Below are 24,817 nucleotides of genomic sequence, written 5' to 3'. Positions count from 1 at the left end.
TTTGTGGACTGGTACAACCACCGTCGGCTGCACAGTGCCAACGGCCTTGTGCCACCTGCGCTTTGTGAAGAGCAGGTGGCCTGAACTCCCTTTGGGCGTGTCCAAAAATGCTTGACCACCACAGGTTTACGGCGTCCCCGCAAACCCACCGTGCCCCGCCATCCCACGGAATGCCCGCTGTTGCTGTTGCCTTGGCTTGAAGCAGGTGCAGGGCTGCAAGCCCTGCCGAACCCCCCACTACGGTAGGGTGGGCCGATGCCGCGCTGCAGCTTGGCGTCGCCGCAGATTTGATTACACTTGAAACTTGTTTGCCCACGACTCCGGACACCCACCCATGAAGCTTGGTTCTTTGAAGGAAGGCGGCCGCGACGGCACCCTGATCGTCGTCTCGCGTGACCTGCGCCACGGCGTGCGCGCCACCGGCATTGCCGCCACCCTGCAGCAGGCCCTGGAAGACTGGAGCCATATCGCGCCGCGCCTGAACGCCCTGTACGAATCGCTCAACGCCGGCGACGCCGATGGCGTGTTCGACCTCGACCCGCAGGCACTGGCCGCGCCGATGCCGCGTGCCTATGAGTTCGTCGATGGCAGCGCCTACCTGCCGCATGTCGAGCGCGTGCGCCGTGCCCGTGGCGCTGAAGTGCCGGAAAGCTTCTACACCGACCCGCTGATGTACCAGGCCACCAGTGCCGGCTTCCATGGCCCGCGCGATGCGGTCAAGGTGGTCAGCGAGGACTACGGCATCGACCTGGAAGCGGAGATCGTGGTGATCACCGACGACGTGCCGATGGCGGCCACCCCGGAACAGGCTGCTGGCCATATCCAGCTGGTCGGCCTGGTCAACGATGTCTCGCTGCGCAACCTGATCCCGGGCGAGCTGGCCAAGGGCTTCGGCTTCCTGCAGTCCAAGCCGCGTTCGGCGCTGTCGCCGGTGTTCGTCACCCCCGATGAGCTGGGCGCCGCGTGGCAGGACAGCAAGGTGCACCTGCCGCTGCTGACCCACATCAACGGCAAGTGGTTCGGTGCGCCGGAAGCAGGCGTGGACATGCAGTTCAATTTCGCCCAGCTGGTCGCGCATGCGGCCAAGACCCGTCCGCTGGGCGCCGGCACCATCGTCGGCTCGGGCACCATCGCCAACGAAGACACCAGCAAGGGTGCATCGTGCTTCGCCGAGCAGCGCGTGGTCGAAACCCTGCGCGACGGCAAGCCGAGCACGCCGTTCATGTCCTTCGGCGACGTGGTCCGCATCGAGATGCTCGATGCCGCCGGCAACAGCATCTTCGGTGCGATCGAGCAGCGCATCGAACAGGCGACCAAGCCCTGAGCATGGAGGCGGCGATGGACATCCTGGTTGGCGACGGCCCGGTCGACGACGGCATCGTGCTGTACACCTACTGGCGATCCAGCGCCGCCTACCGCGTGCGCATCGGCCTGGAGCTGAAGGGCCTGGCCTGGGAGGCGCGGCCGGTGCACCTGGTCCGCGAGGGCGGCGAGCAGCACCTCGACGCCTATCGCACGCTCAACCCACAGCAGCTTGTGCCGACACTGCTGCACGAGGGGCATGCGCTGACCCAGTCGCTGGCGATCCTCGAATACCTGGACGAGCGCTTCCCGCAGGTACCGCTGCTGCCGGCCGACGCCGCCGGCCGCGCGCGGGTGCGTGCGCTGGCCCAGCTGGTGGCCTGCGACATCCACCCGATCAACAACCTGCGGGTGATGCAGTACCTGGAGCGCAACCTGCAGCTGCCGGCCGACGCCCGCACGCAGTGGACCCTGCACTGGATGGCCGAAGGCTTCGCTGCCATGGAGGCAATGTTGGCCAACAGCAGCGCTACGGGCACGTTCTGCCACGGCGACCGCCCCGGGCTGGCCGACCTCTGCCTGCTGCCGCAGCTGTACAACGCACACCGCTTCGGCCTGGACCTGGGGCCGTACCCGACCCTGCGCCGCATCGAGGCCGCCTGCCAGGCACTGGACGCCTTCGACCGCGCGCGCCCGGAAAACCAGGCCGACGCCGCCTGAAAGAAAAAGGGGACGGAGGGGATTAAGTCGTTTGTGCACTTACGACTTAATCCCCTCCGTCCCCTTTTTCGTGCGGTCAGAAGCCGTGGGTGATGCTGGGCGCGCCCGCAGAGAAATCCGCGTACGGGTCGTGTTCGCCGCTGCTGCCTTCGGACAGGCGGAACTTCAGCGCCAGGCCATCACGCGAGTCGGCCGCGCGCAGCGCTTCCTCCTGATCGATGGTGCCGGCCTTGGCCAGCCGGAACAGGCACTGGTCGAAACTCTCCATGCCTTCCTCCAGCGAGCCTTCCATCGCCGCCTTGATCTCGTGCACCTGGCCGCGGCGCAGCAGGTCGCGGATCATCGGCGTGTTGATCAGCACCTCGGTGGCTGGCAGGCGACGGCCCTCCTTGTTCTTCACCAGACGCTGGCTGATCACTGCCCGCAGGTTCAGCGCCAGGTTCATCAGCACATTCTTGTGCGCGCTTTCCGGGAAGAAGTTGAGGATGCGCTCGATGGTCTGGTCGGCGTTGTTGGAGTGCAGGGTGGCCAGGCACAGGTGGCCGGTCTCGGCGAAGGCGATCGCCGCCTCCATCGTTTCCGCATCCAGGATCTCGCCGATCAGGATCACGTCCGGCGCTTCACGCATCGCGTTCTTCAGCGCGTTGTGGAAGGCATGGGTGTCCAGCCCGACCTCGCGCTGGTTGACGATCGACATCTTGTGCTTGTGCAGGTACTCGATCGGGTCCTCGATGGTGAGGATGTGACCGGTGGTGGTGCTGTTGCGGTGGTCGATCATCGACGCCAGCGAGGTGGATTTGCCGGAGCCGGTGGACCCCACCACCAGCACCAGCCCGCGCGGGGTCATGATGACGTCCTTCAGCACCTGCGGAAGGTTCAGCTCCTCGATGCTCGGGATGCGGCTGCGGATGGCGCGGATGACCATGCCGACTTCGCCCCGCTGCTTGAACACGTTGACGCGGAAGCGCCCGGCATCGGGCAGGGCGATGGCCATGTTGAGCTCCAGCTCGCGCTCGAACTGCGGCACCTGGCCTTCGTCCATCAGCGAGTAGGCGATCTTCTTGACCATGCCCGGCGGCAGGCCGGTGTTGCCCAGCGGATAAAGCTTCCCCTCGATCTTGATGTAGACCGGTGCTCCGGTGGTCAGGAACATGTCCGAAGCGTTCTTTTCGGTCATCAGCTTCAGGAAGTAGCCGATATCCATTGCGAATTTTCCCCAACGAAACGGCCGACGCCCGTTGCCAGCACGGTGTCGGCTTGACGACAATGGCCGTGAACCGACAACCGGTACGGCCTCCCCAATGAAACGACTTAGCTTCGCACGAATGCGCCATGGCCTGTATGTGATGGCGTTTGCATTCGCACTGTCTGCCCCCGCCTGGGCGCAGGACGGCGCACTGGAACTGGCCCAGGCCCGGCAGGCGGTCGACAAGGCCACCCAGGCCGACGCCGACCAGTACGCCCCGGACCTGATCGGGCTGGCCCGGCAGGGGCTGGAGCAGGCCCAGCGTGCTGCCGGCGACCGGCGCGAGCGCAAGAACGCCCCGGCGATCGCCCTGCGCGCCGCCGCCGATGCCGACCTGGCCCGCGCCCGCAGCGAGGAAGCCACCGTCACCGCGCAGCTGCAGCTGCGTCGCAATGAGGTCAACCAGCTGCAACGCCAGCTGTCGACCGGGGAGGACCGCCGGTGAAGCCGATGACTGCCGCAACCCTGGCCGCGCTGCTGGCGCTGCCGACCCTGGCCATGGCCGCCGACAACCCGATGGTGGCGCAGCTGAGCCAGCGCCTGATGGCCATCCAGGCCAATCCCGACACCGCTGAGCTGGGCGCCTTCGAGCGCATGCAGGCCCAGCAGGCCATCGCCACCCTGGACAAGGCCAAGCGCCGCGACCAGGAGCTGGCCACCTACCTGGCCGAGCGCCGGGTGGAGATTGCCGAGACCGCCGTGCGTACCGCACTGGCCGCGCGTGAGGTCGATCGCCTCGATCGCACCCGCAGTGACCTGCTGATCGAAGCCAGCCGCCGCGATGCCGCCCGTGCCCGCCAGGAGGCCGAGCAGCTGCGCATGCAGGCACAGATGCAGGCCGAGGAGGCTGAGCGCCTGCGCCAGGCCGCCGAGGCCGAGACCCTGGCCCGCCAGGATGCAGAGAACGCCCTGACCAGCGTGGCCGGCAAGCAGCAGCAGCGCCTCAGCGCCGCCCAGCAGAACGCCGCCAAGCTGGCCCGCGAGGAAGCCGAGCTGGTGTCCGGGCAGAAGCTGCCGGGCTCGAAGTTCGATGGCCGTGGTGAGGTCTTCACCTTCAATGGTGACGCATTTGCTGCTGGCGCCTCCAGCCTGTCCGGTGGGGCCCGCAACCAGGCCAAGGCACTGGCCGAGTACCTGAACATCGGCAAGAAGGGCCGCCTGCGCATCGAGGCCTATGACAGCGCCAACGGGGTCGGTCAGAAGCGTGCCGAGGCCCTGCGCGATGCCCTGGTCGCGGCGGGTGTCGCCAGCAACCGGATCCAGCTCAGCGGCAAGAAGGCGGCGTCTACCCGGGCACGCTCGGCCGAGGTCATCATCGCCCCGTAATTGCTTGATATTGTTTGTTTTTCGTTGCGATGAGCATTCAGCCTGAACCCCGCCCCGGCGGGGTTCGGTCTTTTTGCCGCAGGGGTCTTGTACCCCGCCTTGAGCAGGCGTAGGGTCAATCGTCCGGGACGCAATGCCGCGGACCGGACGATGGGAGGGCCGGGCCGATGCAAACAGGGCGCGAACCGCAGCGAATCGACGTGCGCAGGCCAGTGCCGCAGGTCGTTGCAGGCGTCCAGGTGGCCATCGACCGGCGCTCCTCCATGAACAACGCCCCGTGCCTTGCGGCCGGGGCGTTCGTGTATCTGTCGAAGGAGGTCCATCATGTTTGAAGATCAGCCCCAGAGCGAGATCGACGCCCGTCGCGCGCGTGATCCGGAGTTCAGGGCACTCCATGACCAGCACCGCAAGTTGAACAAGAAGTGCATGGACGCGGAGTTGGGTGTACTCCCGATCGATGATGTCACCCTGGGTCGCATGAAGCGTGAGAAGCTGCTGGCCAAGCAACGACTTCTGCGAATGTACGAAACACCGCTCCCAACGACGTCCCCCACGCTTTGACGCACCCCGTCACGCCCGGAACGGCGTGACCCGGCCATCGATGGCCCCGCCGGGCGCTCCTGCCCCGGCATCGCGGCACCGCCGATGAGGCGGCCGCGCCAAGGCACCACAAGCGGTGGTGCCTTGGCCTGCAGGCACAACTCACCGATGCGGGCGGTACCGGTCTCCTCGTCGATCCGGGGCCGTCCGCATCTCTTTTTTGCGGCGGGCAGGCCACCGCCGCAGCGACCTGACTTTCATCGCCATCCGTCGGATAATCATCGGTCCGGCCCTGCGTGGCGCGAATCGAAAGTCCTCCGAATGCCCATCCATTCTTCCGTCCTCGAACTCATCGGCCAGACCCCGATCGTCAAGGCCCAGCGCCTGGACACCGGCGTCTGCGAGCTCTACCTGAAGCTGGAGAGCGCCAACCCGGGCGGATCGATCAAGGATCGCATCGGCCTGTCGATGATCGAGGCGGCGGAGCAGCGCGGCGACCTGAAGCCCGGTGCCACCCTGGTCGAGGGTACGGCCGGCAACACCGGCCTGGGCCTCGCTTTGGTGGCCCAGCAGAAGGGCTATAAGCTCATTCTGGTCGTTCCCGACAAGATGAGCCGGGAAAAGATCTTCAATCTGAAGGCGATGGGCGCCGAAGTCCGCCTGACACGCTCGGACGTGGCCAAGGGCCATCCTGAGTACTACCAGGACCTGGCCAAGACCATCGCCGAGCAGACCCCGGGCGCCTACTTCATCAACCAGTTCGGCAACCCCGACAATCCGGCCGCGCATGAATTCGGTACCGGCCCGGAGATCCTCGAGCAGATGGGCGGCGACCTCGATGCCATCGTGTTCGGCTGCGGCAGTTCCGGCACCATGACCGGCCTGTCGCGCGCCTTCGCCAGGCTGTCGCCGAAGACCGAGCTGGTGCTGGCCGATCCGGTCGGCTCGATCCTGGCCGAGTACATCAACGACGGCAATCTGAACGACAAGTCGGGCAGCTGGCTGGTGGAAGGCATCGGCGAGGACTTCCTGCCGTCGATCTCCGATTTCAGCCGCGTCAAGAAGGCTTATGCCATCAGCGACGCCGAGAGCTTCCACACCGCACGCGAACTGCTGGGCAAGGAAGGCATCCTGGGTGGCTCGTCCACCGGCACCCTGCTGGCCGCCGGCCTGAAGTACTGCAAGGAGCAGACCACGCCGAAGAAGGTGCTGGTGCTGGTGCCGGATACCGGCAACAAGTACCTGTCGAAGATGTACAACGACTACTGGATGCTGGACAACGGCTTCCTGCAGCGCCCGCAGCACGGCGACCTGCGCGATCTGATCCTGCGCCCGTACGGCCAGCGTGACACCGTGGTGATCGGTCCGAACGACCTGCTGACCACCGCCTACCAGCGCATGAAGCTGTACGACGTGTCGCAGCTGCCGGTGATGGACGGCGAGCAGCTGGTCGGCATCGTCGACGAAAGCGACGTGCTGCTGCACGTGTATGGCGATGAAGCGCGCTTCCGCGACACCGTCGCCACGGCGATGGTCAGCAAGCTGGACCGGCTGGACGTGAAGTCGCCGATCGAGGCGCTGCTGCCGGTGTTCGACCGTGGCCAGGTGGCGATCGTGATGGACGGCGACACGTTCCTGGGCCTGATCACCCGTATCGACCTGCTGAACTATCTGCGTCGTCGCGTGCAGTAAGCCGCTGATCGCAGACGTTAGCTGCTGAATCCTGGTTTATCCGCGTCAAAGGTCGTTAAGGCCGCGCTGGTAGACTTTCGCACCTTCGATGGCGCCGTGCGTCGGCGCCCCTCAGGAAAGAACATGTCCAACGCAACTTCCCAGGATCGCGCCCTGGCCCTGGCTACCCTGGCCATCCACGGTGGCCAATCGCCCGACCCCAGCACCGGCGCGGTGATGCCGCCGATCTACGCCACCTCGACCTACGCCCAGTCCAGCCCGGGCGAGCATCAGGGCTTCGAGTACTCGCGTACCCACAACCCGACCCGCTTCGCCTATGAGCGCTGCGTGGCGTCGCTGGAAGGTGGTACCCGCGGCTTCGCCTTCGCTTCGGGCATGGCGGCCAGCTCGACCGTGATCGAGCTGCTGGACGCCGGCAGCCACGTGGTAGCGATGGACGATATCTACGGCGGCAGCTTCCGCCTGTTCGAGCGTGTGCGCCGCCGCACCGCCGGGCTGGACTTCAGCTTCGTCGACCTGACCGATCTGGCGGCATTTGAAGCCTCCATCACGTCGAAGACGAAGATGGTGTGGGTCGAGACTCCGACCAACCCGATGCTGAAGATCGTCGACATCGCTGCGGTTGCCGCCATCGCCAAGCGTCATGGCCTGATCGTCGTCGTCGACAACACCTTCGCCTCGCCGATGCTGCAGCGTCCGCTGGAACTGGGCGCTGACCTGGTCCTGCATTCGGCCACCAAGTACCTCAACGGCCATTCGGACATGGTCGGCGGCATGGTCGTGGTCGGCGACAACGCCGAACTGGCCGAGCAGATGGCCTTCCTGCAGAACTCGGTGGGTGGCGTGCAGGGTCCGTTCGACAGCTTCCTGGCCCTGCGTGGCCTGAAGACGCTGCCGCTGCGCATGAAGGCGCACTGCGCCAACGCGCTGGCCCTGGCCCAGTGGCTGGAAAAGCACCCGGCGGTGGAAAAGGTGATCTACCCGGGCCTGCCGTCGCACCCGCAGCATGAGCTGGCCGGCAAGCAGATGGCCGGTTACGGCGGCATCGTCTCGATCGTGCTCAAGGGCGGTTTTGACGCGGCCAAGCGCTTCTGCGAGAAGACCGAGCTGTTCACCCTGGCCGAGTCGCTGGGCGGCGTGGAAAGCCTGGTCAACCACCCGGCGGTGATGACGCATGCCTCGATCCCGGTCGCGCGCCGCGAACAGTTGGGTATCAGCGATGCGCTGGTAAGGCTGAGCGTGGGTGTGGAGGATCTGGGGGATCTGCAGGTGGATCTGGAAAGGGCGCTGGAGGCTGCCACCGCATGATGGGCCGGCGCATCGAATTGATGCTGAGCCTGACCGGCCGTGACATCAAGAAGAAGTACAAGGATTCGCTGCTGGGTGCGCTATGGGGCGTGCTTGTGCCGCTGATCATGCTGGCCATCTATACGATCATCTTCTCCACAATCTTCAGTGCGAAGTGGAAAGGCATCGAAACCCATACCAAGGTTGACTACGCTGTCCTGCTGTTCATCGGATTGATCGTCTACAACTTCTTCGCTGAGTCGCTTACGCGTGCGCCCACTGCGGTGCTCAGTAATCCGAATCTGGTGAAGAAGGTGGTGTTCCCGCTGGAGGTGCTGCCGCCGGTGGTGGTGCTGTCTTCCCTGTACAACGCCGGCGTGGCGACGGTGGCGTTGGTGGCGTTCCTGCTGTTCAGCAGCTTCGGGCTGCATTGGCAGGTCGTGCTGCTGCCGCTCCTGATCGTGCCGTTGCTGGCCCTGACCATGGGCGTGACCTACCTGTTCGCCTCCCTGGGCGTGTTCTTCCGTGACGTGGATCAGATCGCTGGGTTGCTTGCCCGAGTGCTGCAGTACCTCACTCCGGTGCTGTACCCATCGATCATCTTCCCAGAAGCAATCGGCAACTGGATGCGCCTCAGTCCGCTGGCAATCTATGTTGAGCAGACCCGTGCTTTGATCGTGACGGGGACGTTGCCCGATTGGGGTCACTACGGCTGGGCGGTGGGCTGGTCGATAGGCATCTACTTCTTTGGCTACTGGTGGTTCCAGCGGACCCGGAGGGCTTTCGCCGATGTCGTCTGACAACCTGGTTATCGACATCGAGAATGTCAGCAAGGTCTTCAATATTTTCGACAAGCCGTCGGATCGCCTGCTGCAGATGCTGCTGCCCCGGCTTGGCCGCGTGCTGCCCGGCAAGGGGGAATGGTCCTCTCGTCAGCGCGGGCGCGAATTCTGGGCGCTGCGCGACGTCAGTCTGAAGGTGAAGCGCGGTGACGCGGTGGGCATCATCGGACGCAATGGTTCAGGCAAGTCGACACTGCTGCAGATCATCGCCGGCACGTTGGCCCCCACCACCGGCTCGGCGCAGGTCAATGGGCGTATCGCCGCGCTGCTGGAACTGGGTAGCGGCTTCAATCCAGACTTCACCGGGCGTGAGAACGTCGTTCTCAATGGCATGATCCTGGGTCTGACCGAGCGCGAGGTGATGCAGCGCTTCGACGCCATCGCCGCCTTCGCCGACATCGGCAACTTCATCGACCAGCCGGTGCGGACCTACTCCAGCGGCATGATGCTGCGACTGGCGTTTGCAGTGCAGACCCAGGTGGAGCCCGACATCCTGATTGTCGATGAGGCCTTGGCGGTGGGTGATGCGCTGTTCCAGAAGCGCTGCTTCCAGCAGATGGAGGCGCTGCGTGCAAACGGCTGCACGCTGCTGCTGGTGTCGCACGATCAGGAGTCGATCCGTACGCTCACGGACCATGCCATCCTGCTTCGTGACGGCACCGTGCGCGTGGCCGGCCCGTCTTCGGAGGTCGTGCTGGAGTACCGCAAGCAGCTGCACGACGATGAGCGCGATTACTACGCCTCCATCAGTGCCCAGCACCTGCAGCACGCCAGGCAAACCATCGATGCACAGTCGGACGCCGACCCGGTGGCCGAGCCTGCCGAGCACGGCGGTTCGCCTGTGCTGGGTGTGCGCAGTGACAAGCTGTCCTTCGGTGACTTCGACTGCGTGGTGGAACACGTGCGGGTGCTGGACACCGACGGCAACGAATGTGCCTACTTCCTTCCGCGCGAACGCGCGACCATCGAGGTCACTGCGCGACCGACGCGGGACATGGACAAACTGAACGTCAATGTCCGCCTGCGCAACAAGGAGGGCGTGAAGCTCTATTCATGGGGAACCCTGAATCAGGATGTCAGCCAATGGACCGAGCAGGGCAGTGAGCAACCGGGTGTATGGGGGACCACGTTCCCCGCCGATGAGCCGTTCGTGGTGAGATTCGAATTCGACTGCGTTCTGGGTGTCAATTTCTACGAGGTGCAGGTTTCGGTTTCCGAGGAGCTCGAGCGTTTTGGCGGTGCCCAGCGCATGCTGCACTGGCGGGACGAAGCTGCGTTCTTCCAGGTCGGGATGCGGCAGAAGGAATACACGTTTGGTGGCGTCTGCGACCTCCGCATGCGCGCAACTGTCGCCACCACCCCTTGAACGAAGAAGGCACTGCAATGGATATGACTCCATCCCTTTCGAACACTGCCCTGACTCCCGCTGCGGCCCGCGTCGCAGTTGAGCGGCTGCGTTCCTGGTTGCCTGCAGGCGCGGTAGCACTGCGCGGCGACGTACCTTCGGCGTTGTTGCAGGGGCTTCGCCAGACTGGCATGACGCTGCAGGATGGCGGTCACGGCGCCGCGTCGGGCGTCATCGTGCTTGAGCAGGGGGATGTGGGCCACGCGAGCGAGAGAATTTCAGCGCTGCTGTCGGACATCGTAGGACCGGTTTGCCTGGTGATTGTGGGTGATGCTGCCTCCACTTCCAGTCGTACTGCCTGGGAAGCGGCAATCATCAAGACGGAGTGGCGGAAGCATCCACTCAATGAGCGGGTGGCGCCTTATGGTGAGCTGGATCGAGTCACCGGATTGCTGATGATCGCCTTCGAACGTGTGCCTGCTGCGGCTTTGGCGGTCTATCCGCTGAAGGCGCTCGAAGAAGAACGGGATCTGCACACCGACATGACGCGTGAGCCCGGCCGTCGTTCCGACGCGCACATGACGCGGTACGCGCAGGCAGCACAGTTCATCCGCCCCGGGGACCGGGTTGTCGACGTGGCCTGTGGACTGGGCTACGGCTCCTATCAGTTGGCGCACAACAGTCTTGCCGCCTCGTTCATCGGCCTTGATGCCAGCGAGTATGCGGTGGACTATGCCAACGCCAATTTCGCACCGGTTGCGCCTGTGCCAACCACGTTCGTGGTGGGCGATGCACAGGATCTGACCGGAATGGCCGACGGGTCTGCTGATTTCGCGGTATCCGTGGAAACCCTGGAGCATCTGCCGGAGCCGGATCGGTTGTTGTCCGAGCTGCACCGAGTGTTGTCTGCACGTGGGCGCGTGTACGCCAGCGTACCCAACGACTGGTCGGACGAGACCGGCGAAGATCCCAACCCGTTCCACTTTCATGTTTATGACTGGCCGCGGCTGGTGGCGCAGTTCGAACGCAATGGTTTCGAGATCGAGAAGGCGTGGCTGCAGGATGCCGGTGGTGGTCAGAAACGCCACCTTCTTGCGCGCTCGATGCTGGAGATCGACCCCCTCCAAGGGCCCGCGTGCGATGGCGAATGGTTGCTGGTGCTGGCGCGCAAGGTGGCTGCAATCTCCGAAGGTGTCTCCAGTCCTTTGCAGGAAATCCAGGTCCTGATTGCAGAGGGTCGCCGTGGCGATGCACTGAACCGGCTCGATGCAATGCATGGTGACGAAGATCCGTTGTTGCGAGGGGCGTCCCACGCACTGTCTGCGATTCTGAACGTGGCCGATGGGCATGACGAGCAGGCTCGAGTCCATTGGCAACACGTGCAGACAGCTGCGCGCGAAGCGCTGGCCGCTGGTGCCGATGACACCCGAGCGGCGGGACTATTGCACCTCGCCTCCGAACGTATGACCGACGACACTCCGGCGAGCCCGGGTGCATTGCAGAGGTTGCTTGAGTCGCATCCGCTGGTCATGGCGGAATTGCTCGGTGCATCGGCTGTCCTGCCATCGGACGAAGATGACCGGGCGATTATTTCGGGTCCCGGCAATGGGGCCGAACAGATCAATCTGGGGTCCCGTGAGGTGCGCCAGTTGATGGATGCAAAGCAGTGGCTGGACGGTAAGTACCACGAGCACATGCAGCGTATCAACGAGCTTGAGAAGTACACTGCGGAACTTGAAGCCGCCCGGCAATGGCTGGATGCGCAATACCATGCGTTGTCGGCCGAGGTTCGACGGCTGTCCGCCGACGCCGCATCGCACGCCGGTGGCAACGGATAACCGCGACGATGAGCGACTCCTCTCCATGCGTTGCCGCTGCCGCGTTGGATGTCCAACTGGCAGAGGATCTGGCCGGATATTGCCTGCGAGCGGTCGGTCCCAGTCGAGTCTGCCTGCGTGGACAGGAACTGGCTGCGATGGCGGCCCCGTTGCGTGCCGCGGGCTGCGACGTCGTGGAAGATGCACGTGGGATTTTCAGTTTGCCTGGTCGAAGCTTGGGTATCGCTTGGGCGGGTGATGCGGTTGAACGCTCGTCCGCGCTTGACTGCACGCTGGATTCGCTGGTGCTGATTGGTCCGGCTGAGTGCTCGCAGGAGCTGGTCGACTGGGTCAAGCAGGCGGTCGCTCAGGGTTGGCAGATGCACCCGGCGACCTATGCACTGGAAGGTACACCTGCTGGTGCAGCGGTCCTGATCCTCAGCCGGGAAGGCGTGCATTCCTTGCAGTCGAGCGTCGATCTTCAGGCCAGCTACCATGGCCTGGCCGCCGCACTGGTGCGGCCTGGTGATGCAGTGATCGCGACGGATGCCGGCGATCGTGGCCTCTGGCGCATCGTGCAGCAGCATTCACGCTGTCGCTGGCTCGGCGTGGTCATGGAGCCTGTACCGGAGCTGGAACTGGAACCAGGCGTGGAATGGCTGGAGCCTTCGGCATGGCGACAGAACGCACAGCCGGTCGATGTGGTGATCACAAGCGTAGGTCACGAGCATTCGGACCTGAGTGTTTGGTTGCAGCACGTGCAGGCGGTGTTGGCACGTAGTGGCCGCCTGGTCGTGGCGATCCCGCTTCACGATGGGCGTAGCGCCCAGGCTCATGCGCTGATGGACGCGATGGAACAACAGGGCCTCGCCATCGATCGTGCATGGTGGCAAGGTCTGAATCATCCGGCAGGTCTATCCCAGTTCGTGGAAGTTCCGCGCGATGCTGACGATCACCTGGTCCTGGATCCAACCGTTACCGCAACGGCGGACGTGCTGGTGTTGATGGCGGTCAAGATCAATGGACATGGCATCATTCGCGATGCCTCCTTGCAGGCGCCGAACATCATCGCATTCCAGCGTGACTATCTCGATGCAAGCCTGGTCCGCCTGATCGTCGCAATGGGGCTCCGCCTGGAATCTGCAGGCCTGCGCAGGCAGTTGGCTGACAGGGTGCTCCGCGAGTGCCCTGATACGTCTGCCGACTATGGTGCTGCGCTCTGCGTGCTTCTGTATGACACCACCGCAATGCGTGGCGACAGGCGAGATGCGTTGCTTGCTGCTGCCAAGCGCTACATGGATCTTCCCGTTGCCAACCCTACAGTATTGCGCTGGCAGGTCTCATTGGCCTTCGCCGCTGCGCTCCTCCATCAAGCAGATGGCGAACTGTCATTGGCAGCAGACTGCTATACGCGGGTCCTCGCGTTCGATGTACTGCAATTCAGCCCGTTGCTGGGAACCAAAACCACTGCTGCGGCTGTGCGCCTGGGCTGGATACGATTCGGCCAGGGAAATGTGGCGGCTGCTCGCGAGGCATGGGCGCGCGGGTTGGATGAGGCGCGTCGGTTGTCTGCTCAATCTCTTTGGAGAGAGGTGGTCGGCAATGCCGATGCGCCTGAAACGTTCGCTCTTCCGGAACTTGCGGCAGTCATGGACGAGGCGGGCTGCCTCGCATCGGCGCTGCGCCTGACAGCTGAAGTCCCGCTGCGGCCCGGCCTTGCCTGGCAATGGAGCAACCGTTCCTGGCGGACGCAGTTGCACGAACTCCGCAGCCAGCAACAACACTCCAAGCTGTGGCTGGAGCAATTGCAGGATGCGAAGGATTGGCTGGATGGCCAGTATCATCAGTTGACGGCAGCACTGGAGCAATCACGGCAGGTGATCGAGGCAGCCCAGTTGCAGAAGGATCTCCTGGACAAGGATATTGCAGGTATTCGTGCGGCCTTCCACCTGGCGCACCAGCACGCGGAGGCCAGGCAATCGGTGTTGCAGGGTGAGCTTCGCCAGGCCCAAGCGGAGAACGCGGACCTGTTGGATCTCTACACCCGGCAGCAGGCGGTGCATGCACGCTTGGAGGCGTCCGCGCGCACGCTGGCGGCAGCGACCGGCGTGGTCATGGGGAACGCGCCGCAGCCGTGCCTACCGGCCGAATCGCTGGCGGCGGAGTTGTCCCGGCTGGCCGAGGCACTGGAGCGCTTGCCGATGAAGCGCATGGTGCGAGCGATGCTGCGTGCGCTGACCTCGCTGCTCCGGCGGAGGTGAGCCCATGGCGCCGGGCCTGAGTGTTGTAGTCACCTTCCACAAGGAGGGTCTGTTTGCCCACGCGGCACTGTGCAGCTATCTGAAGTCGCGTGCGGATGCCCGCCAGGCAGGGATCGACGTGGAAGTCGTGCTTGTGCTGGACAATGCAGATACAGAGACCACGACGATCGTACGCAACCATCCCGATCTGGAGGGTGATGAGCTCATCATCGAGGCTACCGTGGGGGATTCGGCACTCGCCCGGAATCTCGGCCTGGCGCGCGCGCGTGGTATTCATGCTTGCACGTTGGATGGTGATGACCTGATCAGCCGCGAGTACTTCCGGCGTCACATGGCCTTTGCGGTCGGCCTGCCTGAGCGCACGATCCTGCATCCGGAAGTGGTCGTCAGCTTCGGCAGGGACAACTTCTTCAGCTGGCAGCTGGATCAGGACTCCATGTACTTTTCCGCCGACATGCTGATTTCCGAGAACCCATGGGTCAGTGCGGTGTTCGCACGACGCGATGTGTTTGCTGAGGTTCCCTATGTCGGGTGTCGCCCGAAACAGACCGGTTTCGGCTATGAGGATTGGCATTGGAGTTGCCAGTCCGTGGCCGCGGGCTTCCGGCACGTGACCGTGCCGGAGACAGCCTACTTCTATCGGTTGAAGCAGAGCGGCTCGGTCAACGCGACCAGCAGTGAGCTGCAGGTCGTCATGCCGCCGAGCGACCTTTTCGGTCGTTGGGAGGATGCATGACCGGGCGGCTGCTGGCTTTGCTGCGTCGCGTGAGCCTTCGACAGCTTCTTCGTGATCCGCGCGCTGAACTGGGACGCATCCTGGGTGGGGTGGGCAGGCGGCTGGAGAGCACGGGTAAACGCATCAGTCATGCGCGCCGCGAGATGCCCGCGTGGCTGAATGGTGAGATCAACGCGCTGGCGCACTTCGAGCCAGAGCTGCTTGGACCGGAAGGTTGCGGTGTCCACTACAGGCATTATGGCGTTCCCGTCGATACCCGGGCAGGAGTGTTGTATCGCGAGCTGGCTGCAGCCGTGGGTGCCTGTCGCGCCACGCACGTGCTGATCGTGCCGTGGCTTGTGCGGGGTGGTGCTGACCGCGGAGCTTTGTATCACCTGAAGGCGTGGGTCGAGTCAATGCCGGCGGCCAATGTTCTGGTGATCCTGACCGAAGACATCAATTCGCCTTGGCTGGATCGCATTCCTGCCGGCATCAGGGTGTTGCATTTCGGGCGGATGCTGGGGCCGATGGGAATGCCGGGCAGGGTGCAGTTGCTGACCCGGCTGCTGGTGCAGATGCAGCCGAAGGTCATCCATGTCATCAATTCCCGCGTTGCCTGGGAATCCTTCAGGCTGCATGGATTGGCATTGCGCCAAGCGTCGCGGCTGTTCGCCTCGCTTTTCTGCGATGACCGTAACAACGATGGCGTGCCCGTCGGCTACGCACGCAGCTATCTGCGTGAGTGCCGTACGCACCTTGCGGGAGTGTTCTGCGACAACGACGTATTCCCGGACCTGTGGGTCCAGGAACTCGGTGTGCCGCGTCAATTGTTCACGGTCCTTCGTTTTCCCTATGACCGCATGGTTGTCCGCAAGGATGATGATTTTGGTATCGACGGCGCTCCCCGGATCCTGTGGGCGGGGCGTTTCGATCGACAGAAGCGGCCGGATGTCCTGCTGGCCATTGCGCGGACGATGCCGTCAGTGCCCTTCGATGTGTACGGAGTATCCGAGTTGGGCCGCGTGCATCCGGCGATCAGTGAACTGCAGAGGCTGCCGAATGTGAAACTGCATGGTTCATTTTCGCGGTTCGAAGACATTGCAGGGAAGGCCCATGCGGCCTACCTGTTCACCTCCTCCTGGGAAGGGGTGCCGACGATACTGCTGGACGCCAGTGCTGCCGGTTTGCCCATTGTTGCCCCTGCGGTGGGCGGCATCGTGGACCTGATCGATCGTGCCATCCTGGTGGACGCATCGGATGACGTTGCGGCGTATGTGGAGCAGTTGCAGCAACTCATCGATAGTCCGGCGCTTCGCCGAAACCGCCGGGAGCAGCAGTACGCCGCATTGGCGGTGGGGCGTGGCTGGGCCGACTTTGCCGGCGCGCTGCGTCAGATTCCCTACTATCTTCCGGGGGCATCGGCGACGTTGACCCATAAAAAAGGACGCTCATCGTGATTATTGGACGTGGACTGGTTGCCACGGCCTTCGTGGACGACTGGCTGCAGGATGAGACGACGATGATCGTCGCTGCCGGCGTGTCGAACTCGGCCGAAACAGAGCGCGCCGCGTTTGCGCGCGAAGAACGCATGCTCGACGAGGTGCTTGCAAGCAGGCAGTTGCGGCGGATTGTCTATTTCGGCAGCTGCGCGGTCGGCAACCCGTCGGAACGGCAGACCCCGTATCTACAGCACAAGGCGGCAATGGAGGCTCGCATCCTCGCCGACGTGCGTGGCCAGGTGTTCCGCCTCCCGCAGGTGGTGGGGGCGGGCGGTAATCCGCATACCCTGACCAATTTTCTGTGTTCGAGGATACTTTCGGGCGAGCCCTTCGACGTGTGGGCTCGGGCGGAACGTAATCTGATCGACATCCAGGACGTGGCGACACTTGGCACCCATGTGCTGCGCCATCGGGACCAGTACCCACCGATGATGTCGCTGGCCGATGTCTGCTCCACCAACATGCTGGCGATCGTGCGTTGCATGGAGGACGTGCTTGGGCGGCAGGGCAATTACCGAGTTCTGGACCAAGGCGTAGTGTTCCCGATTGAAACAGCGGATTGCGAGCGTGCGGCTCAGGCATGCGGCGTCCCCCTGGGCCCCGGATACATGCGGGCGCTGATTGGGAAGTACTATGCCGATGCCGTCAATGGTTGACGTATTCACTCAGTCTTCCAGGCCGCAAGTATGATCAACGAAACGCCAGCGGCTGGCTCCGGCCCCGGTGGCAACCCATGACAATCTGGTGGTGCAGAATGAACTGCAGTAGTAAACGGTGCACTGCGATGCGGCCAAGCCACAGGAGTGGCGAATGAACGTGCCGGCACTGAGTGCCATTGTCACCTTCCATGGAGAAGGAATACTGGCGCATACCACGTTGCGTTCCTACGCTCTGTCGCGCAATATCGCCCGCCAGCAGGGGGTGGAGGTGCAACTGGTGCTGGTGCTGGATCGGGCAGATGCGCAGACGCGTGCGTTCGTGGTCAATCATCCGGACCTGGATGGCAGCGAGACCGTCGTCGAAACCCAGGTTGGTGATCTGGCATTGGCGCGGAATGCGGGCGTGGCTGCCAGCTGCGCTGACTACATCTGCACACTGGATGGCGATGATCTGATTTCGACCCGTTACTTCCTTATGCACCTGAAGGAAGCCGCGCAGCTGGATGGGCGGTTCGTGCTGCACCCGGAAATGGTGCTGAGCTTTGGCATGTACAGCGCGTTCAACTGGCAGGTCGACCAGACGGGCCCCTATTACGACGAAAACGCCCTGCTCAGCGTCAATCCGTGGATCAGCGCGGCATTCTCCACGCGCGCGCTTTACGAGGAAATCCCATATGTGGCCTGTTATCCACGGCAGACCGGATTCGGCTATGAAGACTGGTACTGGAACTCGGAAACCATCGCGCGTGGCGTCGTGCACCGGCTCGCTTGGGGCGCGGCGTACTTCTATCGGCGAAAGTGGCATGGATCGCTCAACGAAGCCAGCCATGCGATGAAGACCGTCGTCCCGATGACATCGCTGTTCGCGTTGGGGCGCGATCGCGGCCAAGGGCGGGACCATGCTTGAGCGAATGACCCACAGCCGCTGGGTGCGAAACCGCTACACGCGCCGTGTCGCTCATTGGGTGCGGCGCCTTTACGCGTTGCTGTTCGGGCCGGACGGCTTGGAACAAGCCGGCACCCATGGCGCGTCTGCACCGGCCATGCCTGCGTGGCTGCAGGAAGAAATGCTTATGCTCGCGGCACTGGAGCCTGAGCTGCTACCGCCAGGGTCGGGCGTGGATCGCTACGCGTTCTATGCAGTGCCAATGGATGTGGCTCCTGGTCGCGTCTTCGATGCCGTCTCCCAGGCCATCGGCTCGCTGCCCTACAGTCACGTCCTGCTGATTCCCTGGCTGAAGCAGGGGGGCGCGGACCGGGGGATCCTCTACCACTGCAATGCCATCGTGGAAAGCAACGCCAAGGCGCGGATCCTGGTGCTGTCGACGGAGAACGCAACATCACCGTGGGCATCACGCCTTCCGCCTCAGGCTACCCACGTAGACTTTGGCGGGTTGTGTGCGTCGCTTGACTTCAACCAGCAAGTGGCAGTGATGACGCGCGTGCTTGTGCAGCTGCGTGCGCCGCTGGTGCATCTGGTGAACTCCCGTGTCGGCTGGGAAATGATCCTTCGCCACGGGCTGGCGCTTACCCAGCACAGCCGGATCTACGCGTCCATCTTCTGTGATGACTACGACCAGAGGATGAACCCGGTCGGGTATGCGCGAGATTATCTTCGCTATTGCTATCCCTACCTGTCCGCAGTGATCTGTGACAATTCCTGCTACCCAAGGATCTGGACGCGCGAACTGGGCATCCCCGCTTCGTTGTTCACGGTGGTCCCTTTCCCCTATGACGGTACCCTTCCGGAAGCGGTCGACGTGGCACTGTCTGCGGATACCGCCGCGCGCGTTCTTTGGGCGGGGCGCCTGGACCGGCAGAAGCGGCCGGACCTGCTGGCCGCCATCGCGGCACGGATGCCCGATGTACAGTTCGACGTGTACGGTGCCCAAGTGATGTCTGGTGCTGCTGGGCAGGACCTTCAGCGGCTGCGCTCGCTGACCAACGTCACATTGCATGGTGAGTTCAATCGACTGGAAGTCGTGGCCAGCAGCGAGCACTTCGCTTACCTGCATACCACGGCATGGGAAGGCACTCCGACGATCCTGTTCGATGTGGCTGCGGCGCGCTTGCCGATCTGTGCAGCTGCGGTAGGCGGCATTGTCGATTTCCTGGCTACCCAGGACATGGTCGCCGTTGCGGATGATGTGGATGGTTTCGTGCAGGAGCTGGGCCGGCTGCGTGCATCGGCGACACTACGCAACGAGCGGGTCACGCGGCAGGTTGAATCCTTGCGACGCGATCGCGGTTGGTCTGATTTCCGCCAGCGATTGCGCGAACTGGATGGATATCTCGCTCCGGATACGGCGGCGCAGCACAAGTCACGGATGGAAGGCACTCAAGAATGAAGGTTCTGGTTACGGGCGGCGCCGGCTTTGTCGGATCGCATACAGTTGTGGAGCTGCTGGCTGCAGGTCATCAGGTGCAGGTGATCGAGAACTTCTGCAACAGCGAGCGATGGATCGTTGATCGCATCGAGCGCATCACCGGGCAGCGACTTGCATTGGATGAGCTGGACATCAGGGACAGCGAGGCCCTCGTGGCGAGCATGCAGCGTTTCCAGCCCGACGCGGTCATTCACTTCGCTGCCTTGAAGTCGGTCTCGGAAAGCACGGAGCAGCCGGCCAGGTACTACGATGTCAATGTCGCGGGCACCACCTGCCTGTTGGAGGCCATGCAGGCGGTGGGCAGCCGCCATATCGTGTTCAGCTCTTCGGCGACGGTCTATGGTCAGCCGGAAACATGCCCGGTCGCCGAAGGAGCACCCGTTGGGCCCGGCAACCCCTACGGGCGCACCAAACTGATCGGGGAATGGTTGATACGTGATTGCGTGCATGCGCCGGGTGCTTCCCTGAACGCGGCAATTCTTCGCTACTTCAATCCTGTCGGCGCGCATTCCAGTGGGCTGATCGGCGAACTGCCGCGGGGGGTGCCGAACAATCTTGCTCCCTACATCACCCAGACTGCTGCGGGGCAACGCGATTACATCCGGGTGTTCGGCGCCGACTACGCAACGCCCGATGGAACCGGGGTGCGCGACTACATTCACGTGGTGGATCTTGCCAAGGCGCATGTTGCGGCACTCGATGCCCTCGCTACAGGCGGTGAGCGCGAACTGACGTTGAATCTAGGAACCGGTCGTGGCTACTCGGTGCTGGAACTGATTGAGACCTTCTCGGTGGTGGTCGGTCGTCCAATTCCCTATCGCCTGCAGGACCGTCGCGCTGGTGATATCGGCGAGTGCTGGGCCGATCCTGCCTTGGCCAATCGAGTGCTGGGTTGGCGCGCGCAGAAGAGCCTCCAGGACATCTGCGCTGATGCATGGCGCTGGCAGCAGGCCCTCTCTGGAAGCCCCGCGCTCCCTTAGAGCAACATGGCGGGGAAAAGCCCTGTGCTTCCGGCTTCAGTGCCGGGGCGCAGCGCGGAAGACCCAGGTGTTCATCACCACAAATACGATGATCGGCACCGCGATGGCCGAAAATAGAATGCCCCAGCGATAGTCCAGGGATGCCTGGGAGATGATTGCCATGCCCCCGGCCGACAACGCGATGTTCAGGCCATGCACCAGCAGGAATCGTGTCGACTCCGTGGACACCTGTCCCTTGGACGCGAAGGTGAAATACTTGTGGGCGATGAAGTTGGGCGGGAGCAGCAGCAGATAAGCCACCACGGTAGCCAGTACCGGATGCATGCCGCCTTTGCTGACCAGCAGCCAGGTCAGCACGGAGAACAGCAACGTACTGGTACCGCCGACCGCGCCAAAGCGGACAAGCTTCCCGGCCAGGCGTCTGGCCTCGTGTGTCTTCATTGTTGCTTGTCCGGCACCTCGTTCACGCGCTCGGCAACCGAGTACTGCGTGGGCGTGGTGAAGTTGAGCAGGATACGCCCGACATACTCGCCGATGGCGCCCAGTGCCAACAGTTGCACGCCGCCCATGATCAGGATGGCCACGATCAGCGACGACCAGCCCACAGCAATGCTCGGATCGAGTAGCTTGTGGACGGTGATGAACGCAGCGAAGATGAAGCCAATGGCTGAAATGACCATGCCGGTCAGGGATGCCATCCGCAGCGGTGCGACCGAGAAGCTGGTGGCCATCTTCAACCACAGCGAGATCGACTTCTTCAGGCTGTAGCCCGAGGTTCCATCCTCACGGGCATGGTGGCCCACGCTGCGCGTGGTGATGCGTGAGGTGGCCGACAGGATCAGGCCATCGAGGTAGATCGCGGGACCACGAAACTGCACCACTTCGTCGCGAACACCACGCTTGAATGCTTTGAATGGAGACAGGTATAGCCCTTTGGGCTTTTCCAGCAGCCATGTCGCCACAAGATCGTTGAAGCGGCTGCCGAGGATTTTCCAGGCAGCATGCTTGCGCCCGGTGAACGTGCCATAGCAGACGTCATGGTCGGCATCCAGGGCGTCCACCAGGGTCGGAATATCGGACGGCGCATGCTGCAGGTCGTCGTCCATGGTAACAATGACCCGGCCACGACACTCGCGGAGTCCAGCGAAGATCGCCATGTGCTGTCCGACGTTCTTGCGCAGATTCACCGCGCGGACCCATGAATGGGTTCGGGCCAGTTCGGATGCGACTTCCCAGGAGCGATCCGGGCTGCGGTCGTTGACCAGGATCAATTCCAGCGCGTATCGCTCTCCGATGGCGGCTTCTATGGCTGCAACGAGCGATGCCAGCGTTTTCTCGCTGCGATAAGCCGGAACAACGATCGAAAGATCGATCTGGCTTGACGGATCGCCCATAGCCGTGTTGGTCGCCATACCCACCCCGAAGTGGAGGAAAATTCACCTAGTCAGTTAGTATAGGGCCGATTACGGCCCGGTGCACGGCGGGCTGCCCCGTACTGGCCCTGTGCCAGCAGTCCCGGCTGCTGGCACAGGGCAGCTGATGGACATGCCACGTATGAATTTGAATCGGCTGGCCCGCGCTTGTGAGATCGGGTTTGATCGTCTGGATCGCAACTATGTGCTGTACATTGCCGTGATACTGCTGGGCATGTACAGCCTCGGCCAGCTCACCGCGCCGTTCATTGCCCATGATGATTTCGACTGGTTGCTGCCCGGTTTCGACCAGGGGTTCGAGACTCCTTTCAGCAAGGCCGGTTCGGAGGGGCGCTGGGGCAACCTCCTGTGGTCCAAGTTCAGCCCTCATCTCAGCATCCAGGCCGCGTTCGGGTTGTATCTGGTCGCGTTCTCGCTGATGTGCGTCGCCATTGCAAAAGTGGTGTCCCCGACGTCGGGTGTATTTGCAGCGCTGTTGGTGTTCCTGTCACCGATGACCGCAGAAACCATGCAGTGGCCGGTGACCCAGGTTACCGGAGTCGTCGTGACGGTACTGGGCTGCCTGGCCATGCAGCGAGCGCAAAGTGACGGGCGGAGGCGCCTGGTGATGGCCGTTGCAGTCGTCGCCGGATTCCTTTTCTATCCTTCCTTCGGCCCACTTTTCCTGCTCATGTACGCGGCGCGATGCAACGGCAGTTATCGGAGCATCGTGCTAGGGGCGTTGGTGTATGTGCTGGCGTTTGCCTGTGCCGTGCTGCTGGTCTTCACGTTGAACTATGTTTTCCACGGGACGTTCTCGATCAAGCCAGCAGCGTGGCGTGAAGCGACGCCGCTGATGCATGGCGGTACGTTGCAGGGAAATATCGAGCGCTACCTGACATGGTTCCAGGCGGCCAAGCCGCTTTGGCCCACGCTCCTTGCCGCCGCTGTTGCCTTTGCGGTATGCATCCACAAGCGCGTTCGCACCCGCCAATGCCTGGCATTGCTGCTTACAGCGGCCATGCTGCTTGGCATCGATGCCTTGCTTTCGGTGATCTCTGGCTTGTCGATTCCCTTGCGCTCAACAGTGTGGCTCTGGCTGCTTTGCGCTGTGCCAATCATCTTTCTGGTGTACGAGCGCAGGGCTCTGCTGCCTGGTCTGCTGCTTGCGTTGCCGCTGGCTTATACCGGTCTGCTCGGCTGGCAATCGGCCTATTCCGGCGCCAGGCATGTTTTTCCCGCCATGCAGAGAACCGGAATGGAGATCTCACGGATCCAGGCTGCCAATGCGGGGCGATTCGACGATGTGATCCTGTTCGGTGACGTCCATGGCAATCAAACCATGGGTTGGCTGCACAGCAATCGAGCCCTGCGCAATTACCTGTTCAAGGATATGTCGATCTACACCCGGCCCTGCGACGATGTGCTCTGCGCCCGTATTCAGAGCGAGATTGATCAGCGTGTGGAAGTCCCTCAGTGGCTGATGGTTGATCGTCATCTTGTCTGGGTGCTGTCTCCACGGAACACGAGTACGTATTGATGCATTACGTTGCCCGATGGTGGAGCCAAGAACATGATTGACTGTGGTCCTCTGCATGCCCGGCTTCGAGGCTTGCTGCCGGCGTCCGCGATGGGGCAGCTGGTGCTGACCTGCCTGGTGGTGGCCGGCCTGACCGTTCTGGCCCGGCTGCCCTTTGTACTTTCCCCAGGTCTGTCAACGGATTCCTATGCTTATCTGCAGGGATGGCCGACGCTCGACCAGCTCTTCAGCCAAGGCCGGTTCGGGCAGTTCCTGGTCTTCAAGCTGCTGGGCGCGTTTGCGATTGATCCCTTGGCGTTCGCGACCCTGTTGCAGGGCATAGGGTTGGCGGTTTTCGCTTTCAGCACTCCTTTGATGTTTGCAGCCTTTGCCGACCGGCGGCAACGCCGCCTCGGTGCGACAGGTCTTGCCGCATTGATGGTGACGCTGCATCCCTACTCGGCGGAAATCCTGACCTTCTCCGAGGCATCATTTACTGCGCTGTTGGCTAGTGCGATGGGCGTCGCCGCGATCTTCATCGTGGCTAGGCGGCCGCGGTTCTGGTGGTTGGCCTGGATCATGCTGGTGGCAGCGCTGTCCATGTACCAGCTGCTGATCAACTATGCAGCATTGATGATATTGCTGGGTGTCATCCAGACCTATCTGCGGACTGGGGGCGCGTTGCGTGATGAGTGGGTAGCGTACCGGCCTCTGTTCTACGCCATTCTGGTACTGGTTGGTGCCCTGGCGGCGTACCTGTGTATTCACAAGTCGTTGGTGACCACTCTTGGCATCAGTGAAGTCGGCCGAGCCGGCTTTCTTCCGTTGGATAAGCTCTATCTGCGTGCCCAGGAAATTCTCTCGCTCGGCGGATTTCTGTGGCAGCGTACCCTGCTTGTAACGTACGGATCTGCAGCCAAGGGGCTTTTCTGGGGCATGGTTGCGGCAGGCTGGCTGCTGTTGTTGCTTCGTCTTCTGGTACGCCCTCGCATGGGTGCAGTCTTGCCAGTCATCGCGATGGTGCTTGTTCCGGCAGCCGCTATCGGCGTGATCGCGGTTGGTAAGGTCTGGTGGCCTGCGCCGCGTGTGCTGGGAGGGGTTGTTCTTGCGTGTGCGATGGGCATCTACTGGGTGGGATGGTTCGCGCAGGGCCGGTTGGGGCGGGACCCGGCCTGTTTTTCAAATCTCTGGCGCCTCGGGAGGGCCCCATACCTCGAAGGCCGGTGTCTGTTGTGAAAAAACAACAAAGACGTGTTGGGTAGAGCGCG

The 24,817-nt window shown here is 63.0% G+C and carries 22 protein-coding genes; 19 read left to right on the top strand and 3 right to left on the bottom strand.

The genetic code is table 11. The features are described from left to right. Positions 1-334: 334 nt before the first annotated feature. Both EKL94_RS18890 and maiA read left to right on the top strand, forming a co-directional pair. Positions 335-1,324: a fumarylacetoacetate hydrolase family protein gene (locus EKL94_RS18890; RefSeq protein ID WP_126930215.1), complete on the top strand. Its 990-nt coding sequence runs from the start codon at positions 335-337 to the stop codon at positions 1,322-1,324. Positions 1,325-1,338: 14 nt separating this feature from the next. After that, positions 1,339-2,022: a maleylacetoacetate isomerase gene (gene maiA / locus EKL94_RS18885; protein ID WP_126930214.1), complete on the top strand. Its 684-nt coding sequence runs from the start codon at positions 1,339-1,341 to the stop codon at positions 2,020-2,022. Positions 2,023-2,098: 76 nt separating this feature from the next. Here the strand turns inward: maiA and EKL94_RS18880 are convergent, their stop codons facing one another. Continuing rightward, entirely contained in the window at positions 2,099-3,226 is a 1,128-nt protein-coding gene (locus EKL94_RS18880; RefSeq protein WP_049455379.1) for a PilT/PilU family type 4a pilus ATPase, read from the bottom strand. Positions 3,227-3,347: 121 nt separating this feature from the next. On the opposite strand from EKL94_RS18880, the gene EKL94_RS18875 reads away from it, so the two are divergent. From EKL94_RS18875 to galE, 15 genes are all read left to right on the top strand, one after another. After that, complete coding sequence (locus tag EKL94_RS18875) at positions 3,348-3,713, top strand: DUF4398 domain-containing protein (protein WP_049398394.1); 366 nt, start codon at positions 3,348-3,350, stop codon at positions 3,711-3,713. Beyond that, positions 3,710-4,594 (top strand): OmpA family protein, encoded by an 885-nt coding sequence (locus tag EKL94_RS18870; RefSeq protein WP_126930213.1) that lies wholly within the window; start codon positions 3,710-3,712, stop codon positions 4,592-4,594. The genes EKL94_RS18875 and EKL94_RS18870 overlap by 4 nt, the downstream gene beginning before the upstream one ends. 324 nt (positions 4,595-4,918) lie before the next feature. Then, positions 4,919-5,155, top strand: coding sequence for an HP1242/YdcH family protein (locus tag EKL94_RS18865; protein ID WP_005407964.1), 237 nt, complete (start codon positions 4,919-4,921; stop codon positions 5,153-5,155). Positions 5,156-5,455: 300 nt separating this feature from the next. Beyond that, the gene (locus EKL94_RS18860; RefSeq protein WP_126930212.1) at positions 5,456-6,826 is read left to right on the top strand and encodes a pyridoxal-phosphate dependent enzyme; all 1,371 of its coding nucleotides are present in this window, start codon (positions 5,456-5,458) and stop codon (positions 6,824-6,826) included. Positions 6,827-6,949: 123 nt separating this feature from the next. Next, complete coding sequence (locus EKL94_RS18855; RefSeq protein WP_126930211.1) at positions 6,950-8,134, top strand: cystathionine gamma-synthase; 1,185 nt, start codon at positions 6,950-6,952, stop codon at positions 8,132-8,134. Continuing rightward, a complete protein-coding gene (locus EKL94_RS18850) occupies positions 8,131-8,913 on the top strand; it encodes an ABC transporter permease (RefSeq protein ID WP_126930210.1) in 783 nt (260 codons plus the stop codon). The genes EKL94_RS18855 and EKL94_RS18850 overlap by 4 nt, the downstream gene beginning before the upstream one ends. Continuing rightward, the gene (locus EKL94_RS18845) at positions 8,903-10,321 is read left to right on the top strand and encodes an ABC transporter ATP-binding protein (RefSeq protein ID WP_126930209.1); all 1,419 of its coding nucleotides are present in this window, start codon (positions 8,903-8,905) and stop codon (positions 10,319-10,321) included. Before EKL94_RS18850 ends, EKL94_RS18845 begins: the two co-directional genes overlap by 11 nt. Before the next feature lie 17 nt (positions 10,322-10,338). Then, positions 10,339-12,138 (top strand): class I SAM-dependent methyltransferase, encoded by a 1,800-nt coding sequence (locus tag EKL94_RS18840; RefSeq protein WP_126930208.1) that lies wholly within the window; start codon positions 10,339-10,341, stop codon positions 12,136-12,138. An 8-nt stretch (positions 12,139-12,146) separates the two neighbouring features. Continuing rightward, entirely contained in the window at positions 12,147-14,378 is a 2,232-nt protein-coding gene (locus EKL94_RS18835; protein WP_126930207.1) for a hypothetical protein, read from the top strand. A gap of 4 nt (positions 14,379-14,382) precedes the next feature. Continuing rightward, complete coding sequence (locus EKL94_RS18830; RefSeq protein ID WP_126930206.1) at positions 14,383-15,114, top strand: glycosyltransferase family A protein; 732 nt, start codon at positions 14,383-14,385, stop codon at positions 15,112-15,114. Beyond that, entirely contained in the window at positions 15,111-16,550 is a 1,440-nt protein-coding gene (locus EKL94_RS18825) for a glycosyltransferase family 4 protein (protein ID WP_126930205.1), read from the top strand. Before EKL94_RS18830 ends, EKL94_RS18825 begins: the two co-directional genes overlap by 4 nt. Next, complete coding sequence (locus EKL94_RS18820) at positions 16,547-17,248, top strand: NAD-dependent epimerase/dehydratase family protein (RefSeq protein WP_126930204.1); 702 nt, start codon at positions 16,547-16,549, stop codon at positions 17,246-17,248. Before EKL94_RS18825 ends, EKL94_RS18820 begins: the two co-directional genes overlap by 4 nt. A 154-nt stretch (positions 17,249-17,402) precedes the next feature. Then, the gene (locus EKL94_RS18815) at positions 17,403-18,158 is read left to right on the top strand and encodes a glycosyltransferase family A protein (RefSeq protein ID WP_126930203.1); all 756 of its coding nucleotides are present in this window, start codon (positions 17,403-17,405) and stop codon (positions 18,156-18,158) included. A gap of 4 nt (positions 18,159-18,162) precedes the next feature. Then, on the top strand, positions 18,163-19,599 hold the full coding sequence (locus tag EKL94_RS18810) for a glycosyltransferase (RefSeq protein ID WP_185830056.1): 1,437 nt from the start codon (positions 18,163-18,165) through the stop codon (positions 19,597-19,599). Then, positions 19,596-20,618 (top strand): UDP-glucose 4-epimerase GalE, encoded by a 1,023-nt coding sequence (gene galE, locus EKL94_RS18805; RefSeq protein ID WP_126930201.1) that lies wholly within the window; start codon positions 19,596-19,598, stop codon positions 20,616-20,618. The genes EKL94_RS18810 and galE overlap by 4 nt, the downstream gene beginning before the upstream one ends. Before the next feature lie 36 nt (positions 20,619-20,654). Here the strand turns inward: galE and EKL94_RS18800 are convergent, their stop codons facing one another. Together EKL94_RS18800 and EKL94_RS18795 are read right to left on the bottom strand one after the other, a co-directional pair. Further along, positions 20,655-21,059 carry a GtrA family protein gene (locus tag EKL94_RS18800; RefSeq protein ID WP_126930200.1) on the bottom strand — a complete coding sequence of 135 codons (405 nt, stop codon included), beginning with the start codon at positions 21,057-21,059 and terminating at the stop codon, positions 20,655-20,657. Beyond that, positions 21,056-22,030 (bottom strand): glycosyltransferase family 2 protein, encoded by a 975-nt coding sequence (locus tag EKL94_RS18795; RefSeq protein ID WP_260473465.1) that lies wholly within the window; start codon positions 22,028-22,030, stop codon positions 21,056-21,058. The genes EKL94_RS18800 and EKL94_RS18795 overlap by 4 nt, the downstream gene beginning before the upstream one ends. A gap of 127 nt (positions 22,031-22,157) precedes the next feature. Here EKL94_RS18795 and EKL94_RS18790 point away from each other — a divergent pair, with 127 nt between their 5' ends. Both EKL94_RS18790 and EKL94_RS18785 read left to right on the top strand, forming a co-directional pair. Continuing rightward, positions 22,158-23,570 carry a hypothetical protein gene (locus EKL94_RS18790; protein WP_126930199.1) on the top strand — a complete coding sequence of 471 codons (1,413 nt, stop codon included), beginning with the start codon at positions 22,158-22,160 and terminating at the stop codon, positions 23,568-23,570. Between the two features lie 90 nt (positions 23,571-23,660). Beyond that, positions 23,661-24,785, top strand: coding sequence for a glucosyltransferase domain-containing protein (locus tag EKL94_RS18785; RefSeq protein ID WP_185830054.1), 1,125 nt, complete (start codon positions 23,661-23,663; stop codon positions 24,783-24,785). The last annotated feature ends 32 nt before the right edge of the window (positions 24,786-24,817 follow it).

It is taken from the genome of Stenotrophomonas maltophilia (assembly GCF_003970865.1).
In the GTDB taxonomy this organism is placed as follows: domain Bacteria; phylum Pseudomonadota; class Gammaproteobacteria; order Xanthomonadales; family Xanthomonadaceae; genus Stenotrophomonas; species Stenotrophomonas maltophilia_AR.
This window is presented reverse-complemented; position numbering and strand designations above follow the sequence as displayed.

What these genes read in the sequence shown, in the direction of transcription:
- EKL94_RS18790 (WP_126930199.1), top strand. Translation starts at nt 22,158, where the DNA reads ATGGACATGCCACGTATGAATTTGAATCGGCTGGCCCGCGCTTGTGAG.
- galE (WP_126930201.1), top strand. Translation starts at nt 19,596, where the DNA reads ATGAAGGTTCTGGTTACGGGCGGCGCCGGCTTTGTCGGATCGCATACA.
- EKL94_RS18840 (WP_126930208.1), top strand. Translation starts at nt 10,339, where the DNA reads ATGGATATGACTCCATCCCTTTCGAACACTGCCCTGACTCCCGCTGCG.
- EKL94_RS18890 (WP_126930215.1), top strand. Translation starts at nt 335, where the DNA reads ATGAAGCTTGGTTCTTTGAAGGAAGGCGGCCGCGACGGCACCCTGATC.
- EKL94_RS18875 (WP_049398394.1), top strand. Translation starts at nt 3,348, where the DNA reads ATGCGCCATGGCCTGTATGTGATGGCGTTTGCATTCGCACTGTCTGCC.
- EKL94_RS18785 (WP_185830054.1), top strand. Translation starts at nt 23,661, where the DNA reads ATGGGGCAGCTGGTGCTGACCTGCCTGGTGGTGGCCGGCCTGACCGTT.
- EKL94_RS18855 (WP_126930211.1), top strand. Translation starts at nt 6,950, where the DNA reads ATGTCCAACGCAACTTCCCAGGATCGCGCCCTGGCCCTGGCTACCCTG.
- EKL94_RS18850 (WP_126930210.1), top strand. Translation starts at nt 8,131, where the DNA reads ATGATGGGCCGGCGCATCGAATTGATGCTGAGCCTGACCGGCCGTGAC.
- EKL94_RS18825 (WP_126930205.1), top strand. Translation starts at nt 15,111, where the DNA reads ATGACCGGGCGGCTGCTGGCTTTGCTGCGTCGCGTGAGCCTTCGACAG.
- EKL94_RS18880 (WP_049455379.1), bottom strand. Translation starts at nt 3,226, where the DNA reads ATGGATATCGGCTACTTCCTGAAGCTGATGACCGAAAAGAACGCTTCG.
- maiA (WP_126930214.1), top strand. Translation starts at nt 1,339, where the DNA reads ATGGACATCCTGGTTGGCGACGGCCCGGTCGACGACGGCATCGTGCTG.
- EKL94_RS18865 (WP_005407964.1), top strand. Translation starts at nt 4,919, where the DNA reads ATGTTTGAAGATCAGCCCCAGAGCGAGATCGACGCCCGTCGCGCGCGT.
- EKL94_RS18810 (WP_185830056.1), top strand. Translation starts at nt 18,163, where the DNA reads ATGACCCACAGCCGCTGGGTGCGAAACCGCTACACGCGCCGTGTCGCT.
- EKL94_RS18835 (WP_126930207.1), top strand. Translation starts at nt 12,147, where the DNA reads ATGAGCGACTCCTCTCCATGCGTTGCCGCTGCCGCGTTGGATGTCCAA.
- EKL94_RS18800 (WP_126930200.1), bottom strand. Translation starts at nt 21,059, where the DNA reads ATGAAGACACACGAGGCCAGACGCCTGGCCGGGAAGCTTGTCCGCTTT.
- EKL94_RS18860 (WP_126930212.1), top strand. Translation starts at nt 5,456, where the DNA reads ATGCCCATCCATTCTTCCGTCCTCGAACTCATCGGCCAGACCCCGATC.
- EKL94_RS18845 (WP_126930209.1), top strand. Translation starts at nt 8,903, where the DNA reads ATGTCGTCTGACAACCTGGTTATCGACATCGAGAATGTCAGCAAGGTC.
- EKL94_RS18795 (WP_260473465.1), bottom strand. Translation starts at nt 22,030, where the DNA reads ATGGCGACCAACACGGCTATGGGCGATCCGTCAAGCCAGATCGATCTT.
- EKL94_RS18815 (WP_126930203.1), top strand. Translation starts at nt 17,403, where the DNA reads ATGAACGTGCCGGCACTGAGTGCCATTGTCACCTTCCATGGAGAAGGA.
- EKL94_RS18830 (WP_126930206.1), top strand. Translation starts at nt 14,383, where the DNA reads ATGGCGCCGGGCCTGAGTGTTGTAGTCACCTTCCACAAGGAGGGTCTG.